This is a genomic window from Desulfocastanea catecholica (assembly GCF_054657295.1).
Map to the genome: position 1 here is coordinate 214,603 of NZ_BAAHYZ010000004.1, position 18,470 is coordinate 233,072.

Annotated in this window: 16 protein-coding genes; 10 read left to right on the forward strand and 6 right to left on the reverse strand. The window is 54.3% G+C overall.

The window, feature by feature from the left end; genetic code table 11:
* Positions 1 to 173 precede the first annotated feature (173 nt).
* The 10 genes from ACYQ8U_RS05600 to ACYQ8U_RS05645 all read left to right on the forward strand — a co-directional run bounded on the left by ACYQ8U_RS05600 (position 174) and on the right by ACYQ8U_RS05645 (position 12,892).
* Positions 174 to 1,370 (forward strand): efflux RND transporter periplasmic adaptor subunit, encoded by a 1,197-nt coding sequence (locus ACYQ8U_RS05600; protein WP_459944534.1) that lies wholly within the window; start codon positions 174 to 176, stop codon positions 1,368 to 1,370.
* Entirely contained in the window at positions 1,367 to 2,581 is a 1,215-nt protein-coding gene (locus ACYQ8U_RS05605) for an ABC transporter permease (protein ID WP_459944535.1), read from the forward strand. Before ACYQ8U_RS05600 ends, ACYQ8U_RS05605 begins: the two co-directional genes overlap by 4 nt.
* Positions 2,574 to 3,302, forward strand: a complete 729-nt coding sequence (locus tag ACYQ8U_RS05610; RefSeq protein WP_459944536.1) for an ABC transporter ATP-binding protein — start codon at positions 2,574 to 2,576, stop codon at positions 3,300 to 3,302. The genes ACYQ8U_RS05605 and ACYQ8U_RS05610 overlap by 8 nt, the downstream gene beginning before the upstream one ends.
* 166 nt (positions 3,303 to 3,468) lie before the next feature.
* Positions 3,469 to 5,130: a hydroxylamine reductase gene (gene hcp / locus ACYQ8U_RS05615; protein WP_459944537.1), complete on the forward strand. Its 1,662-nt coding sequence runs from the start codon at positions 3,469 to 3,471 to the stop codon at positions 5,128 to 5,130.
* Positions 5,131 to 5,233: 103 nt separating this feature from the next.
* Positions 5,234 to 6,259: a uroporphyrinogen decarboxylase/cobalamine-independent methonine synthase family protein gene (locus ACYQ8U_RS05620; RefSeq protein WP_459944538.1), complete on the forward strand. Its 1,026-nt coding sequence runs from the start codon at positions 5,234 to 5,236 to the stop codon at positions 6,257 to 6,259.
* Between the two features lie 176 nt (positions 6,260 to 6,435).
* Entirely contained in the window at positions 6,436 to 7,452 is a 1,017-nt protein-coding gene (locus ACYQ8U_RS05625; RefSeq protein ID WP_459944539.1) for a CoA transferase subunit A, read from the forward strand.
* A 56-nt stretch (positions 7,453 to 7,508) separates the two neighbouring features.
* The gene (locus ACYQ8U_RS05630; protein WP_459944540.1) at positions 7,509 to 8,396 is read left to right on the forward strand and encodes a CoA-transferase subunit beta; all 888 of its coding nucleotides are present in this window, start codon (positions 7,509 to 7,511) and stop codon (positions 8,394 to 8,396) included.
* A 201-nt stretch (positions 8,397 to 8,597) separates the two neighbouring features.
* On the forward strand, positions 8,598 to 10,802 hold the full coding sequence (locus ACYQ8U_RS05635) for a cache domain-containing protein (RefSeq protein ID WP_459944541.1): 2,205 nt from the start codon (positions 8,598 to 8,600) through the stop codon (positions 10,800 to 10,802).
* Positions 10,803 to 10,847: 45 nt separating this feature from the next.
* Complete coding sequence (locus ACYQ8U_RS05640; protein ID WP_459944542.1) at positions 10,848 to 11,495, forward strand: response regulator transcription factor; 648 nt, start codon at positions 10,848 to 10,850, stop codon at positions 11,493 to 11,495.
* Between the two features lie 464 nt (positions 11,496 to 11,959).
* The gene (locus tag ACYQ8U_RS05645; RefSeq protein ID WP_459944543.1) at positions 11,960 to 12,892 is read left to right on the forward strand and encodes a CoA transferase subunit A; all 933 of its coding nucleotides are present in this window, start codon (positions 11,960 to 11,962) and stop codon (positions 12,890 to 12,892) included.
* 279 nt (positions 12,893 to 13,171) lie between these two features.
* Here the strand turns inward: ACYQ8U_RS05645 and ACYQ8U_RS05650 are convergent, their stop codons facing one another.
* From ACYQ8U_RS05650 to ACYQ8U_RS05675, 6 genes are all read right to left on the reverse strand, one after another.
* Positions 13,172 to 14,143, reverse strand: coding sequence for an undecaprenyl-diphosphate phosphatase (locus ACYQ8U_RS05650; RefSeq protein ID WP_459944544.1), 972 nt, complete (start codon positions 14,141 to 14,143; stop codon positions 13,172 to 13,174).
* Between the two features lie 226 nt (positions 14,144 to 14,369).
* Positions 14,370 to 15,875: an ATP-binding response regulator gene (locus tag ACYQ8U_RS05655; RefSeq protein ID WP_459944545.1), complete on the reverse strand. Its 1,506-nt coding sequence runs from the start codon at positions 15,873 to 15,875 to the stop codon at positions 14,370 to 14,372.
* Positions 15,876 to 15,960: 85 nt separating this feature from the next.
* Positions 15,961 to 16,347, reverse strand: a complete 387-nt coding sequence (locus tag ACYQ8U_RS05660) for a response regulator (RefSeq protein WP_459944546.1) — start codon at positions 16,345 to 16,347, stop codon at positions 15,961 to 15,963.
* A gap of 55 nt (positions 16,348 to 16,402) precedes the next feature.
* Positions 16,403 to 17,329, reverse strand: a complete 927-nt coding sequence (locus tag ACYQ8U_RS05665) for a methylenetetrahydrofolate reductase (RefSeq protein WP_459944547.1) — start codon at positions 17,327 to 17,329, stop codon at positions 16,403 to 16,405.
* Positions 17,329 to 17,994, reverse strand: a complete 666-nt coding sequence (locus ACYQ8U_RS05670) for a methylenetetrahydrofolate reductase C-terminal domain-containing protein (protein ID WP_459944548.1) — start codon at positions 17,992 to 17,994, stop codon at positions 17,329 to 17,331. Before ACYQ8U_RS05670 ends, ACYQ8U_RS05665 begins: the two co-directional genes overlap by 1 nt.
* Positions 17,991 to 18,443 carry a hydrogenase iron-sulfur subunit gene (locus ACYQ8U_RS05675; RefSeq protein WP_459944549.1) on the reverse strand — a complete coding sequence of 151 codons (453 nt, stop codon included), beginning with the start codon at positions 18,441 to 18,443 and terminating at the stop codon, positions 17,991 to 17,993. The genes ACYQ8U_RS05670 and ACYQ8U_RS05675 overlap by 4 nt, the downstream gene beginning before the upstream one ends.
* Positions 18,444 to 18,470: the final 27 nt, after the last annotated feature.

Consider the following 18,470-nt stretch of genomic DNA (forward strand, 5'->3'; position numbering starts at 1 on the left):
TTATTTTCCGACAGACTCCAAGGTCATTGAAATAATACGAAGGGCCTTGCGGCAATAATTTTCAGTAACCAAGGATTAATCATGCAGTCTATCCTGTCCGGAGATATCCAGCGTATCCGAACCGATGCGCCGGGACTCTTCAAGATCTATCAACGCGGCATAAGGAGCTGAAAATGAGAAGGTTCCTGGCAAAAAACGGCAAGACCCTGCTGCTGGTTGGAATTTTGCTGCTTCTGCTTGGTCTTTTTGTCTCGGTTCTCATGCGCTCCGGCCCCCTTGCACCGGTACCGGTCAGCCTGGCAACCGTCGAGTTGAAGGGCATTACCCCGGCACTTTTCGGCATCGGCACCGTTGAAGCCCGGTTTATTCATAAAATCGGTCCGACTTTGGCTGGACGCATCAAACATATCAACGTCGAGCCGGGGGATCATGTCCAGGCCGGCCAGCTGCTCGGAGAAATGGATGCCGTCGATCTGGTCGACAGGATCAGCGCCCATGACGCGCTCATTAAGCGTGCCGATGCCGCTGTTCTGGCGGCCAAGGCGCATATCCAGGAGATCAACGCCCGAAAGAAGTACGCCGAGGCCCAGGCAAAACGCTACGAGCAGTTGTTTCTTACCGCTTCGATAAGCAAGGAATCGGTTGAAAACAAAAGACAGGATTATCAGATTGCCGAGGCAACCCTGGCGGCCGCCACGGCAGATCTGGAAGTCTCCGTGCAGGATGCCGCGCGGCTGCGGGCGGAGCGCGACGGTTTGATCCGGCAGCGCGACAATCTGCGCTTTATCTCTCCCGTCGACGGATTTATCACCCGGCGTGACGCTGATGTCGGAACCACTGTTGTTCCGGGCCAGACGGTTATCGAGGTGGTTGAGCCGGGCAGCATCTGGATCAATGTCCGCTTCGACCAGCAGCGGGCCGTCGGCCTTAGGGCCGGCTTACCGGCGCAGATTACCCTGCGCTCCTCGGCCGGCGGGATACTGACCGGACAGGTTGAACGTATTGAGCCCATGGCCGATTCGGTCACCGAAGAAATTCTCGCCAAGGTGCGCTTCGATAAGCTCCCGGCAACCCTTCCGCCCCTTGGCGAACTGGCGGAAGTCACCGTGCAGCTCGATGTGCAAAAAGTACTGCCGGCGGTAAGAAATGCCAGCGTGCAACGGGTCAATGGACATCTTGGCGTGTGGCTTGTCGATCAGCAGGATCTGCGCTTTGTTCCGGTAAAAACCGGGGTATCCGACCTTGACGGCTGGGTGCAGATTACCGACGGTCTTGTTGGCGGCGAACAGATTGTCGTCTACAGCCGGAAGGCGTTGCGAGCAAGCAGCCGAGTGAAGATTGTCGAACACAACAAGGATCAATCGTCATGATCAGCCTCGCCGGACGCGATATTCTCCATGCCTGGGGCAAGTTCGTTTTCACCGGAATCGGCCTCGGTCTGCTCATTGGTGTGACCCTGACCATGGCCGGGGTATACCGCGGCATGGTCGATGACGCCAAGGTGCTGCTCGACAACAGCGGCGCCGATCTCTGGGTGGTGCAGCAGGGGACTCTTGGTCCGTACGCCGAATCATCAAGCATCTATGACGATACCTATCGGGGAATTCTCGGCATGACCGGAGTGGCGCGCGCGGCCAACGTCACCTATCTGACGATGCAGGTGCGCCAGGTCGGCGGAGTGACGCCGCGAGATGTGCGGGCGATGGTGGTCGGCATCTCCCCCGATGGGCCAGGCCATCCCGGACAGCCTGGTTTTCTTGTGCAGGGGCGGCATATCACCCGCGGTCACTACGAAGCGGTTGCCGATATCGCCAGTGGATTTGCTCTTGGCGACCGCATGCAGATTCGGCGTAACCTCTACACCGTCGTTGGACTGACCCGGCGCATGGTGTCATCCGGCGGTGATCCGATGGTGTTCATTCCCCTCAAGGACGCCCAGGAAGCGCAGTTCCTCAAAGACAACGACGCCATCGTCCGTCAGCGCGCCCGCACCGCCCTGAATCCAGCACTGAACCCTCCCGGCATGCCCGGCATGCTCGATGCGGTGATCGCCTCGCAGAGTACCAATCCCTATGTCAATGCGGTGCTGGTGCAGATCGACTCCGGCGCAGACCCCGAAGCGGTAGCCGAACCGATCCGGCGCTGGAAGCGGTTAACCGTCTACACCAGGGCGCAGATGGAGGAGATCCTGATATCTAAACTCATTGCCACCTCGGCCAAACAGATCGGCATGTTTCTGGTGATTCTCGCGCTGGTCAGCGCCGCTATCGTCGCCTTCATTATCTATACCCTGACGCTCGGAAAAATCCGTGAGATAGCCGTGCTCAAGCTTATCGGCACGAAGAACCGGACCATCTCCGCAATGATCCTGCAGCAGGCCCTGGCCCTGGGATTTATCGGTTTTGTCGTCGGCAAGATTGCCGCCACCTTCTGGGCGCCGTTTTTCCCGAAGTACGTCCTCCTGACGCCCCCTGACGCCCTGCGGGGTTTTGTTGCAGTCATGGTCATCTGCGCGCTCGCCAGTGTTCTGGCTATTCGCGCGGCACTCAAGGTCGATCCGGCGGAGGCTATCGGTGGATAAACAACTCCAGACAGCAACAACCGGCATTCATATCGAAGGGTTGCGAAAACGTTACGGCAAGGGTGATACCGCCGTGGACGCCTTGAAAAGCGTTGATATGGCGGTTGCTCCCGGGGAGGTGGTCGGTTTGATCGGCCCATCCGGCTCCGGCAAAAGCACCCTGCTCAAATGCCTCGGCGCCATAATCGAACCGTCGGCCGGCAGGATGACGCTGGGGGCCGAGGTCATCTACGACAACAAATGGAAAATCAACGACCTGCGGGCATTGCGGCGTGACAAAATCGGTTTTGTGTTCCAGGCACCCTACCTTATTCCGTTTCTGAATGTTACCGATAATGTCGCCTTACTGCCGATGCTTGCCGGCACCTCCAACAGGGAATCGCGCCGGCAGGCAGTTGCACTTCTACAGGCACTGGAAGTGGAACATCGTGCCGACGCCATGCCGTCCCAGCTGTCCGGCGGAGAACAGCAGCGGGTCGCCATCGCCCGCGGTCTGGTCAATCGTCCGCCGGTCATCCTCGCCGATGAACCGACCGCCCCTCTTGACAGTGAACGCGCCCTGGCGGTCATCCGGATTTTAAATGAGATGGCGCAAAAATTCGGCACGGCAATCATCGTTGTTACCCATGATGAAAAGATTATCCCCACATTCAAACGCATCTACCATATTCGTGATGGGGTAACCTACGAAGAAGCGGGAGAGGGACGTGATTTAAGTTGATTGTTCCCGATATTGCACTACTTTGATAGTGATCGGCAGCATGCGCATCAACCACAAGGATCTGCAGTTGCACAGCCCACGCAGAAAGGAAAAAGTGTTCGACAGCCCACCGGCTGAATAATGACAAGAAGTATTCCGATGAACAACTACCAAAAGGGGGACCACCATGTTTTGCTTCCAGTGTCAGGAAACCGCCAAAAACACCGGCTGCACCATCAAGGGTATGTGCGGCAAGCCGGAGGAAACCGCCAACCTGCAGGATCTGCTCATCTTTGTGCTGCGGGGCATTGCCGTGTACGGTGAACAGCTCAAGGAACTGGGGCAGCCGGACCACAGCAATGACGACTTCGTCCTGCAAAGCCTCTTTACGACCATCACCAACGCCAACTGGGCCGATTCTCGTTTCGTCAGTATAATCCTCGATGGCCTGGTTCGCCGCGACAAGCTGAGAGATGCCTTCATGGCCGCCTACAAGGCGAAAAATGGCCGGGATTTCGATGGCGTACTGCCGGAAGCGGCCACCTGGACCGGCGCGGCGACTGATTTTGCCGAGAAGGCCAAATCGGTTGGGGTGCTCAGTACGGCCAATGAAGACGTTCGTTCCCTGCGCGAGTTGCTGATCATCGGCTTAAAAGGCATTGCCGCCTACGCTGAGCATGCTGCGGTACTCGGCTTTCGCAAGGACGAGATCGATGATTTCATGCTTGAGGCCCTGGCGTCAACCACCAAGGATCTCACCGTCGATGAAATGGTCGCCCTGGTCATGAAGGCCGGCGGCATGGCGGTGACCACCATGGCGCTGCTCGATGAGGCGAATACCACCACCTATGGCCATCCGGAAATCACCGAGGTGAATATCGGCGTGGGCACAAATCCCGGCATTCTCATCAGCGGCCATGACCTGAAAGACATGGAGGAGCTGCTCAGGCAGACCGAGGGAACCGGCGTCGACGTCTACACCCATGGCGAGATGCTGCCGGCCAACTACTATCCTGCCTTCAAAAAATACCCGCACTTTGTCGGCAACTACGGCGGATCATGGTGGCATCAGAATGTCGAGTTCGAGTCGTTCAACGGCCCTGTGCTGCTGACCACCAACTGCCTGGTACCGCTGAGAAAAGACAACACCTATCTCGATCGTCTCTATACCACCGGGATTGTCGGCTATGATGGGTCAACATATATCCAGTCCCGACCTGCGGGAGGCACGAAGGATTTCTCGGCGATGATCGACCAGGCCAAGACCTGTCCACCGCCGGTGGAGATCGAAACCGGCTCCATCGTCGGCGGCTTCGCCCACCACCAGGTTCTCGCCCTGGCCGACAAGGTGGTCGAGGCGGTCAAGTCCGGAGCAATCAAACGCTTCGTCGTTATGGCTGGGTGCGATGGCCGTCACAAGTCCCGCACCTATTACACCGAAGTGGCCGAGAATCTTCCCCAGGATACGGTCATTCTCACGGCCGGATGTGCCAAATTCCGCTACAATAAGCTGAGTCTCGGCGATATCGGCGGCATTCCCCGGATCCTCGATGCCGGACAGTGCAACGATTCTTATTCTCTGGCGCTCATTGCCTTAAAGCTCAAAGAGGTATTCGGTCTGAACGACATCAACGAGCTGCCGGTTTCTTATGACATCGCCTGGTATGAACAGAAGGCCGTGGCGGTGCTTTTGGCATTGCTCTCTTTAGGCGTGAAAGGGCTCCGGCTTGGGCCGACGCTGCCGGCATTCTTGTCACCGAACGTGGCCAAGGTACTCGTCGATAATTTCAACATCAAGCCCATCGGCACGGTAGAGGAAGATATTGCTGCAATGATGGCCGGTCATTGATCAATCAGCAACAGCTGCCCCCAGGCAACTCTCTGCCTGGGGGCCATAACGCCAATTTCTGCTGGCCTGCCCTGTACAAAACTAAAAAAAAGGAATGCTCCCCATGCCGATACCCGGAAATCTTTTGACCACGGCGATGGCCGTCATGCCGCATAAAAATGTTGCCGAAGCCCTTGAAATTGCCCTGAGCGTGGATGTACCATTCTGGCCGCAATTACCCAATCTCAACTATTACGAAGATATGTATGTCCAGGCGGCGGAGCATTTTCCCGGCATACTCCTTGATGTGGAAAAAAAGACCCTGCGTTTTTCAATGGACAAATTTATTGCTGAATTTGAAGAAACCATGAGCCACTTCGAAGAGCCGTCCTACTTCGATATCAGCACGCAGTACTCACAGGTCTATCATGAGTTTCTCTCCCGGGACCTGTCCGACAGACCGGCTATCCGCGGACAGCTTGAAGGGCCGATCAGCTTTGGTTTCAATGTTCTTGATCAGGATGATCGGCCGATCCTCTTCGATGACTCGATTCGACCTTTTATGTTCGAGTTCATGGCCAAAAGAATCAACGTGCAGCTTGCCCGCTTGAAACAGCGCAACGACAACGCCTTCATGTTTGTCGACGAACCGGGCCTGCAGTTCATCTTTTCGGCTCTCTCCGGCTATGGCGAGCAAAAGGCCAAAACCGACCTGGATAATTTCTTTGCCATGGTTGACCGGCCGCGGGGCATTCATCTCTGCGGCAATCCGGACTGGGATTTTCTCCTCAGCCTGGATATGGATATCCTCTCGATGGATATCTACACCAATGGTGACATTTTTTCCTCCTGCGCCGGATCAATTAAAAACTTCCTGGACAGAGGCGGCGTGCTTGTCTGGGGTATCATCCCGACTGGTTTTGAAACATTTTCCAAGGAAAGTCTTGGTTTTCTCAGCATGAAACTCGAAGGCATATGGCGACATTTAAGCAAAAAAGGACTGGATATCGACTATATAATTTCCAGAAGCATGCTCTCGCCGGCAACCTGCTGCCTGGTCAATCCGGACCAGGGGCAAACGGTTGCCAGGGCCTTTGACATGCTCAACCATCTCTCCCGTACCCTCAGGGAAAAATATCGCATCGTCTGAATAAGCATGCTGTAGGATAATTACCTACAGCCCCTGAAGTTTCGCGTCCTCACTCCCTGTCTCTTTTCACTTGAAAACATTCAGTTTTTCAACGATTTACAAGTCCCAGCCAACAAGATATCCTTCCTTTCCAAATGGTAGGTTCAAAATAAGTGAACAACAGAAAGAGGTGACGCGTGGAAAAGAAATCTGATATGTACTGGACAGGTCTGTCCCCCGATGAGGCCCGAGAAAAACTCGTCAACAAAGACAAGTCCATGCGAGACAAGCGAATGACGCTGAAGCAGGCGGTGGCGCAATTTATCAAAGATGGCGATAATGTCGGCATCGGCGGTTTCGTAAATATTCGTCAACCCATCGCCATTACCCACGAAATGGTTCGTCATGGCTTCAAGGAGTTGACCCTTTCCTGGCAGTCCGCCGGCATGGCCCCGGATTACCTGGCCGGGGCGATGATGCTTGCCCCGGAGAGATTTTCCATCAAGCGTATCGAAATGGCCTATTGGGCCCATGAGGCATTCGGTCTTTCGCCGATGTTCAGATATCTGGCCGAGCGTGGTCTGATCGAGATTGAAGACTGGAGCAATTACAACATGTCCGCCCGGTTCAAAGCCGGCGCCATGGGACTGCCCTTTCTGCCCACACGTGGTCCTTTAGGAGGGGATATCACCCAGACAAGCCGTACCACGATTGTCGACTGTCCTTTCACCGGCCGGCCAATAGCCTTGGTGCCGGCATGTAATCCCGATGTGGCCATCATCCACGTTCAGGCCGCGGACATGTACGGCAACTGTATCATTCGCGGTACGGATTGTACCTGCGCCGAGATCGCCATGGCCAGTGCCCATACCATCGTCACCTGTGAACAACTCGTTGCCCATGAGCTGGTGGTAAGCAATCCCAAGGATGTCATTATTCCCTTCCTCGCCGTAGATGCCATCGTGGAAGTGCCTTTCGGTTCCTATCCCGGCGCATGCCGTCGGCATTACTACTTTGACGGCGAACATATCACACACTTTCATGCAGCCGCGGAGGTAATGCGTAAAGAAGGCAGAACCGACCTGCTGCAGGCGTACTATGATGAAAATATCCTTGGCGTAGATACCTTCGGCGACTTTATCTCGAAGTTTCCCTTTGATAAAATATTGGCAGCCCAGACAGCGGAGTCTTTCAACTATGAACGGCTCGCCTGAGCCTTTGCGCCCGCAAAATTCATGCACACAGACACTACCCTAAAAAAGGAGTTATTATGACAGTTTCAACCGACTACACCGCCCAGGAGATCATCGTTGTGGCGGGATCAAAGATACTCGAAGACAGAAAGGTGGTCTTTGTCGGCACCGGCCTGCCGATGGTTGCCTCCCTTCTTGCCAAACTGACCCATGCCCCCGGCTTGATCCCAGTCTTTGAAGCAGGGGCGGTTGGGCCTCCGCTGAAGGTTGGCCTCCCGCTCTCGGTAGGTGATTCGAAAACCTTTACCAGTTCTACCTATTTAAAAGGGTTGAATGCAGCCTTTGAGATGACCCAGCGCGGCTTTGCCGATATCGGCTTTATCGGCGGAGCAGAGGTGGATATGTACGGCAACCTCAATTCCACCATGATCGGGGATTTCCCGGATGGGTATCAGAAACCGCAGGTACGTCTGCCCGGCAGCGGCGGCGCCAGCGATATGGCGGCCTCCTGCGAGCGCACCATCCTCATCGTCCCGCACGACAAGCGTAAATTCAACAAGAAACTCCAGTATATGACCAGCCCGGGTTTTCTCGATGGGAGCCCCAATGCCCGTTATAATGCCGGCCTGCAGGGCAAGGGTCCCTATCGGGTCATTACCACCAAGGCAATTCTCGACTTCGACGAAGAAACCCACCGGATGCGCATCCTGCACCTCTTCCCCGGAGAGACCGTTGCGTCCGTGCAGGCTGCGACTGGTTTTGAGCTGCTCGTCGCCCCGAACGTCTCCACCTTTCCCGCGCCAACCGTGGAAGAGGTGCGTATGATCCGTGAAGATATCGATCCTACCCAGGCCTTTGTCAAACGCTCTGCGAAACAGACCAGCGACAAGCTTGACAGCAATGACCAGATGCCTTTTCTCACGCCGAAAAACGAAAGAATGCTGCACGCTTCCCAGCAGAGTTGACTTGATTTTTGCCCATGCTTGGAATACCCAGGAGAGGCGATAGCCTACGGAGCACTGCTGGGTATTCTTCTTTGACATTGCCGTCCTCAGCGTTTGCTGCATATCCTTTGGGCGCTTGCCGTGCTCGTGGATTTACCGTATAGTGCCCTTCGGAGAGTATGTTACGTGTCCTTTGCAGAGGAGCAAGCCGGAATCAGGTCGATGAAATCATTTCAATTCAACATCAGGACGAAGCTGTTCGTCAGCTATTCCTGCGCTTTTCTCTTCATTCTAATTACTCTGAGTCTGGGCATCTTCTTTTTTTCCAGGGCGACTATCGAACGAAATATCGAGAGAGAACTCGAACAATCGACCAGCGCCCTGCTCAATATGGTGGAAATAGCCACCGAGGTTTCTCTGAAGAATTACCTCCGGGCAACGGCGGAAAAGAACCTGGAAATTGCCCGCTACTATCAACAGCGGGCGAGCCGCGGGGAACTGAGCGAAGCGGAGGCAAAGCGCCAGGTGGCCGAGATTTTTCTGCACCAGCACATTGGCGAATCCGGCTATATCTACAGTATCGACAGCGACGGCATCCTGCAGGTCCACCCCGAACGATCCCTGGTCGGCGTTAATATTTCCAACTATGATTTCGTCAGCAACCAGAAAGCACGCAAGAACGGCTACCTGGTCTATGACTGGCAAAATCCTGGAGAAGAACGCCAACGCGGCAAGGCGCTGTATATGGCCTATTTTGCGCCCTGGGACTGGATTATCTCGGTATCAACCTATCGCAGTGAATTTGCCCAGCTTGTCAAGGTTGACGATTTCCGGGAGAAGATTCTTGCCCTGAGCTTCGGACAGACCGGCTACAGTTTTGTCATGGACCACAAAGGCAACCTGGTCATTCATCCACAGCTCGAAGGACATAATATCTTCCAGGAGAAGGATGCCACCGGGCGGTTCTTCATCCAGGAAGTGTGCCGCGACAAGAAAGGCAAAATCATCTACCCATGGAAAAATCCTGAAGACCTCGAGGCCAGGGAAAAGCTGGTCATTTTCAACTACATTGAACAATTTCAGTGGATCGTCGCCTCCTCCAGCTATCTCGATGAGTTCTACGCGCCGCTGCATACCATCCGCAGATTTATGATCGGGGCAATTGTGACGGCGCTGCTCCTGCTCCTGCCCCTGACCTTGATAATCAGTCGTACGATCACCGCGCCGCTGCAGGAACTGATGTTGCACTTCTCCAAGGTGCCCAATGGCGATTTCACCCCGCGCATAACCGGCGAATACAGCGGTGAGATAGGCAAACTTGCCGGATATTTCAACACCTTCATGGCGCGCCTGGAACTGTACAGCAATGACCTGAAAAAAGAAATCCAGGTGCGAACCAAGGCGGAACTTGCCCTCAGGCAATCCGAGGAGATGTTTTCCAAAGCCTTCAGCGTCAGCCCCATCGGCATAATGATCCTGAGCTACCCCCTTGGACAGATAGTCAGTGTCAACGACACCTTCGTCAAGGCAAGCGGCTTCGAGCGCAGGGCACTGCTTAGTCACACTCTTTTTCGCACCGGTATTTTGTCGTCTGCCGATACCCTCTTGGTCTTGCAGCGTGAACTCGCCCTCAATAAGCATATCCGCGAACGGGCCATTACCTTTCATACCCGCAAAAAGGAAAAGAGGCAGGCCCTGGTCTCGGCCGACCTCATCGATCTCTGGGGGGGGACCTATGTCCTCGTCATTACCGAAGATATAACCGAGCGTCAACAGCTGCAGGAACGTATTCTTGATATCGGCGAAACAGAACGTCGCAAGATTGGCCAGGATATCCATGATGATCTCTGTCCCCATCTGATCGGCACGGAAGTCATGGCGAAGATTCTTCTGAACAAACTGGCAGAGGAAAACTCGCAGACGCTGCAGCTGGCGGGAAAAATCCGCACGCTCATCAAAGAGGCTATCCGTAAATCAAGAGGAATGGCGCGGGGACTCTGTCCGGTCTTTCTCGTTGATCGCGGACTTGAGGCAGCTATCGAGGAACTGGCGACCACTACGGAAGAGGTGTATGGCCTGGCCTGCTCCTTTGAAGGGTGGGGCCATCTGTCCTTTGACGACAGCAAGGATACTATCCATATCTTCATGATCGTCCAGGAGGCCGTTTCCAATGCGGTCAGGCACGCGGAGGCGGGCAGCATTACCATCCGTCTGGAAACGGTGGACGGTCGGGTACGAATCGTCGTCGAAGACGATGGCAAGGGGATATCCCCCCGGAATGATGCAGCCGGCATGGGCTTGAAGATCATGCGCTACCGGGCGGAACGAATCGGCGCGGAGCTGACGGTACAGCCCGGCGAGGAAAAAGGAACGCAGGTCATTGTCGTCCTCGACGGTGTAACCATCGAGGACGACAATGATGTCTAAGACATGTACCCTCTATCAACACCTTTTGAGGAAGACACAATAGCTATGACTCGTATCGTAATTGTTGAAGATCACCCGGTTTTTCGTACAGGGTTAAAAGAGTTGATTGAAACGGAAAAAGACCTGCAGGTCTGCGGGGAGGCGGACACGATCAATAATGCGCTCAGGGTCATCGAAGAAAAGCAGCCGGACCTGGTCATTGTTGATATTACCTTAAAAGGACGAAACGGCATTGAACTCATACAAGAGCTGCATCGAGACGCTCCCCTTCTCCCGGTGCTGGTGCTGTCCATGCACGATGAGTCGCTGTATGCCGAACGTGCCTTTCGCGCCGGAGCCAGTGGCTATATAATGAAGCAAGAGACCTCGGAATCGATTATCGAGGCGATCCGGATGGTCAAAGGGGGCCAGAAATACGCCTCGAAACAGTTCCTGGCCAATGTCCTCAATAAATTCCTCGGTCACTCTCCCGAGGATACACGTTCTCCTATTGATCGGCTCACCCACCGCGAACTTGATGTCTTTCGCCTCCTCGGCAAGGGCATGACCACCAAGGATATCGCCGCGCAACTTGATCTCAGCGCCAAAACCATCGGCACCTACCGGGAACGCATTAAGGTAAAATTAGACTTGCAGAATGCCTCGGATCTAATACACTCCGCGGTCCGCTGGCTGGAGCAGGGTGAACTGTAGGCTACTGATAAAGTTTTTACGCCTGCTCTGCTTGCTCAACTTTCTCGATGACTGGCACTGCCATTTCGCTCGTCCCTGATAGCCCATTTCCACCCGCTATATTCCCGTAGGTTACAACCTACATCTTCGGACGTTTTCAACGCACAGCCGCTGTATCTTTTTTTCCCGGAATTTTTGCGGTTGCCGCTGATTTACAACTCTTGAAGAATATCTTACGCTGCAACGGTCTTCATACATACCGCAAAGTCGTATTTGTTACCAAGGACGTTGCCTCGATTTATCGCCACGTACAGCAAAAAAGTAGAACACGGGAGTCGGCTATGCAAGAGCAAGCACATTCGGATACGAGAAAGACAATCTTCCTGTCGGATACAGCGAGGTTCTCGCGTGGAAAAAAACGCTCTCCCTTCCGTGAAACAGTTTTTCATAATAAGCCTGCCGAAAAAATTGCGAAAAAGAAAGGTATGTATGATAAACGAACCTCGTTATCAGAGGCTGTGCGTCGCTGTCTGAAGGATAAGATGCACATCAGCATCGGTGGTTTAGCCGACACCCGCTTACCGGTTGCGACTATCCATGAGATTATTCGCCGGGGAGCCCGTGAACTGACGCTCTCTGTCCAGTCCGATTCGATCTGCTGTGAACTGCTCGCAGGTGCGATGCTACTCAATGCCGACCACTTGTCTCTTCGCCGCATCGAGCTTGCCTGGTCCAGCCATGACACCCTGGGCAAAGCCCCGCTGCTCCGCTATCTGATCGACAACGAAATGGTGCAGGTGGATGAGTATACCGGTTGCGGCATGTCGGCTCGTTTCACGGCCGGAGCAATGGGAGTACCTTTTCTGCCGACCACGGACCATGGCAGTGATATGGCACTGAACAATCGAGGTAAGATGACCGTCTGCCCCTTCACCGGGGAAAGCATCTATCTGGTCCCGGCCTGCAGTCCGGATTTGGCCTTGATCCACGTCCAGGCGGCCGACATGTACGGTAACGGCCGAATATTCGGCGATCACGGCTCCTGTCGGGAGATGGCTCGGGCTTCGGTCAACACCATCGTCACAGCCGAGGAAATTATCAGCAACGGCAGTATGCAACACTATCCAAACCTTACAGAAATTCCCTTTTACGTGGTAGATGCGGTCGTTGATCAGCCTTTTGGCGCCACTCCCGGGGCCTGTTACGGAAACTACGGAATCAACATGCCGGAGATCATGGAATTTATCGATATTTGCAAAGATTTTTGCACAACCAACAACAAAGAAAAACTCAGGGACTACTACAACAGATATATCTTCGATATGGAAAATTTTGACGATTTTCTCGAGCAGAAACCCTATCCTGTTTTACAACGACTCTGTCAAAATGACAAAGACCAGCCGATTATCCTCGACTGAACAGTGTTCCTGAGTATCCCAGCGCGGATGCGTATCCAGCGCGAGATATATAACAATTGCCGCGGCACACAATCGCTTGCCCGGAAGGAGTTGTGAGAAGACGGAACGCCGTTTCGTGAAGTGTTACTGAATTTTGGATCATGACTCAACTATGGAAAAAGACCTCCTCCTTACCCTTGCCCATGTCGCGTTGAGGCCAGTCTCAAGTCCAACCCCGGTATCTTCAACACCTCAACGAAAAAGGCGTTCCGTCTCTCCAACTCCCCGGCGGGCGTCGTTTTAAATAACGTTTGCCATAAGCAGGGCGGCAGTCAGCACAGCCAGCACGACCCGGTAATAACCGAAGATGGCCAGACCGTGGCGGTTCAGATAGGCGACCATCCATTTCACCGAGATCACCGCCGAGATAAAGGCAAAGAACAGGCCGATGGCAAGGGCCTGCGGTTCGAAGGTGTGCAGCATGACCTGGCCGTGTTTGAGTCCGTCATAGGCGGTGGCCGCGCCCAAAGTGACGACGCCGAGGAGAAAACTATACTCGACGGCGGCAGGCAGGCTGAGCCCGACCATGATCCCGCCGACGATGGTCACCAGGCTGCGGCTGACCCCCGGCCACATGGCGATACACTGAGCAATGCCGATAATAAAGGCCATTTTCCAGGTGAGGTCCTCAAGCGCACTGCCGCTCCGTGCAGTCCGGTTGTTGCGGTTTCGGTAGCTGACCGCAAGAATTGCCAGCCCCCCCACCAGCCAGGCGGCCACCACCGGCCATGGCCCGAAGAGATATTCCTTGATGAGATTGTTAAATATCAGGCCAAGCACCGCTGCCGGCAGAAAACCGGCCGCCACACCGATCAGCAGACGCCGACCAATCGGATCACGACCGAACAGCCCCGCAACCATTTGCCTGACCCGGCGAAAATAAAGCCCGAGCACGGCAATGATCGCCCCGGCCTGGATGCAGATGGCATAGGCGTCAGCGGCCTGTTTATCGCGGGCCCGCTCGCTTTCGGCAAGTTCCCGGCCCTGGCCGATATCCATGATCCGCTGAGACAGAAGCAGATGGCCGGTCGAGCTGACCGGCAGATATTCAGTCAATCCCTCGACAATACCAAGGACAATCGCCTGCCCATTAGTCATCTGATCTTTGTTGGGGATACTCTCTTTTTCCGGCGGTGGTGCCGCGCTTATGCTGCTGGCAGTGAGGACAATGGTGAGCAAGGCAAGGTACAGCAGCTGTTTTTTAGTAATCATTTATTTGGCTCGGCAGGAAAAGGCGGTTTGTCTTGAAGTGTATCGTTTCGGTATCAAAGAGTATCAATCAGGCGGGACCGCATCGCCCACCCGTAAGCGGCGGCAATACCGAACATGCTAGAAAAAGGCACAACCTTACCATTTTTGCCAGCACATTCCATTAAAAAAAAAGAGCCCCCGATGTGTTTCCACATCGGGGGCTCTTTACTCTCTTTGTCATGCAAAATCAACCAGCAGGCAGCTTGTCCGCTAGGGTAGATCCGTTTGCTTTCGCAAGGGGAAAGCTAAGGGTAAAAGTGGTCCCCACATCGGGGGTTGACTGCACATCAATATAGCCCTGATGCGCCTCGACAACCTCCTTGACCAGGGCCAGGCCAAGGCCGGAACCGGTTATATGCCGGGTCGCCTTGCCTTTGACCCGGAAAAAACGGTCAAAAATATGCGGCACATCGTCCTTGCTGATGCCGATACCTGAATCTTTCACCGAAAAATTGGCAAAGCCTCCCGATACCGAGGTCGAGAGGACGACCTGTCCCCCATCCGGGGTATATTTTATGCTGTTGGAGACGATATTCATTATCGCCGTCCGCATATGGTCGTAATCGACATTTATCCACCATTCTTCGCCACACGGTTCATAGCTGAGGCGTATGTTCTTTCCTTCCGCCTGCGGTGTGCTGATGTCGATGACATCTTTTATAATATCCTCACCTTTTACCGGCTCAAGGTTAAACACCACCGTGCCGCTTTCCAGTTTGGACAGGTTCAACAGGTTATCAATGAGGCGCAGGAGATCTTTGGTTCGGGTGGTCATCCGTTTATGCAGCGCGTTACAGGAACTGGCGGCCTCGTGGACACAGCCGACCTGCAGGGCATAGATCATCTGTTCAATGGATGCCAGGGGTGATTTCAGCTCATGGGCGACCATGGCGACAAAATCGGACTTCATCCGGTCAATTTCCTTGTGCGCGCTGACATCCTCAAAGGTGGTGACCGAGCCGATCACCTCGCCATTCTCAGTTTTCACCGGAGAGCAATAAGCGCGAAGGTATTTGCGGGAAATGGCGCCCGGGACAAACTCCCGGGTCACCACCACCGATTTACCCACCGCCTCGGTGACCATGGCTGCCGCCGCCTGATCCCGGATGGACGCGGAGAGCGGTTTGCCGATTACCGGATCGGTCTGTATTTCGAGGATCTTTATTGCCGCCGGATTATGCAGCACGACAACGCCATCGGCATCGGTAATAATAACGGCCTCGGCCATGCAGCTGAAAACCGATTTCAACCGGCTCTGGGATTTGTCGATGGCCTCGAGTCCGCGATTCTTTTCTTCGCGGAGCTGTTCCGTTTCAGCACGCATCGACAGCTTATCGATGGCCCGATCAACCACCACCCGGATATAGTCCGGCGTAAAAGGCTTACCGACAAAATCAAAGGCGCCCTGTTTCATGGCGGTGACCGCCTTGGATACCGTGGCAAAACCGGTAATGACGATCACCTGCACCTGGGGCTGGTTTTCCCGTATCCAGTCAAGGACCGCAAAGCCGTCGAGCCCGGGCATCATCAGATCGGTCAGCACAATATCAAAATCGTGTTCCTTGAGTAAGGCCAATCCCCGATTCCCGTCTTCAGCTTTTACGATATGGTAGCCCCTCTTGGACAAGGCGCGTTCGACACCTTCCCGGATAACCTTCTCGTCATCAATGATCAATATGCGCACATCTTCCATAGCGTTTTCCAGGTTACTGAGGGCAAAACACGTTGATGAGTATTCCACCTGCTGCTTGTTGCGCCGGCAGCAGGTGGAATGGTATCTATTTCAACCAGCTTTTAATCAACTCAAGCAGTTCTGCCGGTTCCACCGGTTTCGGCATATAATCCTCCGCTTCACTTTCCAGCATATCCCGATGGGTATAGGTGCTGGTGGTCACCCGGTCGGCGACGGCGGTCAGCAGGATAATCGGAATCTTGGCGGTTTCCGGGTTGCCCTTCAGACGGGCACATGTTTCATGGCCGTTCATGACCGGCATCATGACATCGAGGACAATGAGGTCCGGTTTTTCTTCCTCAACCGCCTCGAGCCCTTCCTTCCCGTCATAGGCCACCCTCACCTCGTAGCCGCCGCTTTCCACGATCACTTTTACTGCTTCTACAAAATCAGGATCGTCGTCAACCAGCAGAATCTTTTTTTTCTCAGCCATTTCTTTCCTCCGTTATAAATGCTTCTTGATATGCTCCATAAATTTTCTCTCTTTGTTACTCCACTACAGGTCGGGGCAGCAGTCCGGCGCCGCCGATGATCTCTGCCAGCTTTTCTTCCCATTCAATGGCCATCACGTGGACCCCGGCAATCCCTTCCATTTCTTTTAGTTCCTGGATCTGCTCGATACACATTTCGATGCCTTTCGCCGCCTGTTTATCTTTCGGCTCGGCGGCAATTCGGTTAATCACTTCATCGGGAATATCCATACCGGCAACCATCTTGCGCATGAATTTGGCCATTCCCGCCGATTTGAGCGGCGTGACGCCGGCGAGAATTTTAATTTTATCAGGCAACCCCTCTTTTTTGGCCAGCTCGAGATATTTTTTAAACTTGTCCATATTGTAGATGCACTGGGTCTGTACAAAATCGGCACCGGCCTCCATCTTCAACTTCAGACGCGGCACGCGAATTTCAAAGGGATCGGCAAAGGGATTGACCGCGCAGCCGATATAAAATTGCGGTGCACCCTGAATTTTATCCCCGGAAGGGAAGACCCCTTCATCGCGCATGGTTTTCACCATATGAATGAGCTGCATCGAGTCGATATCAAAGACATTTTTAGCCTGCGGATCATCGCCGAATTTCTGGTGATCGCCGGACAGACAGAGCAGATTGCGCACGCCCATGGCCGAGGCCCCGAGCAGATCCGACTGCAGGGCGATGCGGTTACGATCCCGCACCACCATCTGAATAAGCGGCTCGATGCCCTCCTCCTTGATCAGCAGGCAGCCGGCCAGCGAACTCATGCGCACGACGGATGTCTGATTGTCGGTGACATTACAGGCATCGACATTGCCTTTGACAAAGGCCGCCTTTTTCCGGACGATGTCCGGGTCGGCACCACGGGGAGGACCGCATTCCGCTGTGACTGAAAAGTGTCCCGCGGCCAGTACCTTTTCCAGATTGCTTCCCGATTTCATTAGATCATGTCCTCCCTGATAATTCGGCGTGGACCGCCGTCTCTTGAGGAATTCCACCCCTTGTACGGCTTCAGCTTGCCGTAGTTTTCCATCTGTCCCAGGGCCTTCAGCCTGTCGATGATCAGCTGCCAGCCGCATTGCACCTCTTTATCCACTTCACAGATCCCCTGCACGGAACCACCGCAGGGGCCGTGGAAAAGCGATTTGGCGCAGCGGGTGACGGGACAGATGCCGCCGGTCAGGTGCAGCACGCAGTCGCCGCAGCCCTGACATCTCTCCGACCACTCGCCCTGGCGTACGGTGACGCCGAGAAAGCCGGTATTGATGCCCGGCAACAGCGGCGTGGTGGTGAATTTTTCAGCAAGAAACTGGATGCCGGCGCCGCAGGCAATGGACAATACCGCCTGATAATCGTTGACATAGGGTCGCATCTGCTCGATATATTCAGGATCACACTGACGCTCGAGGCTCACCTCGCGGATAGTGATGGTCCTGCCGGCCGCTTCTCTTGCCAGCCGCAGAGTCGAGGCCAGCACCTGCACCTCTTTCTCCCCGCCGACACGACAGACAGTCACACACCCATGACAACCGGCGACAACGATATTATCATAGGGTTCAAGCATCTCCAGGATCTCTTCGATGGGTTTCGGTGTTCCTGTAATCATGTAGCCTCCTTCTCGGTTACTCCCTGATTGCCGGCACGTACCAGATTGATGGGACTCGGTCCGATCTCGCGGATCTGGTCGACAAATTCATTGGCAAATGCGGCAAATTTCGAGCCTTCTCCCGCACTCAAATTGTACATCCTGATGCGATTGGGGCCAATCTTGATTCGCTCAAGAATGGCATAGACCCTCTCGACGCGCGCCCGGGCACGGATATTTCCCGAGACATAGTGACAATCTCCCTCCAGGCAGCCGATCACCATCACGCCATCCGCACCGTTCTCAAAAGCCTTGAGCAACAGTGACTCGTCAATCCGTCCGGTACAGGGCAGCATGACGATACTGATTGCCGGGGGATACGATCTTCTCTCCGAACCTGCCAGGTCCGCGGCAGAGTACGCTCAGTGGCGGCAGGCAAAAACAATGACACTGGGTGAAAAGTCATGCATGTTTTTTATTCCTCCTGAAGGTTAGTG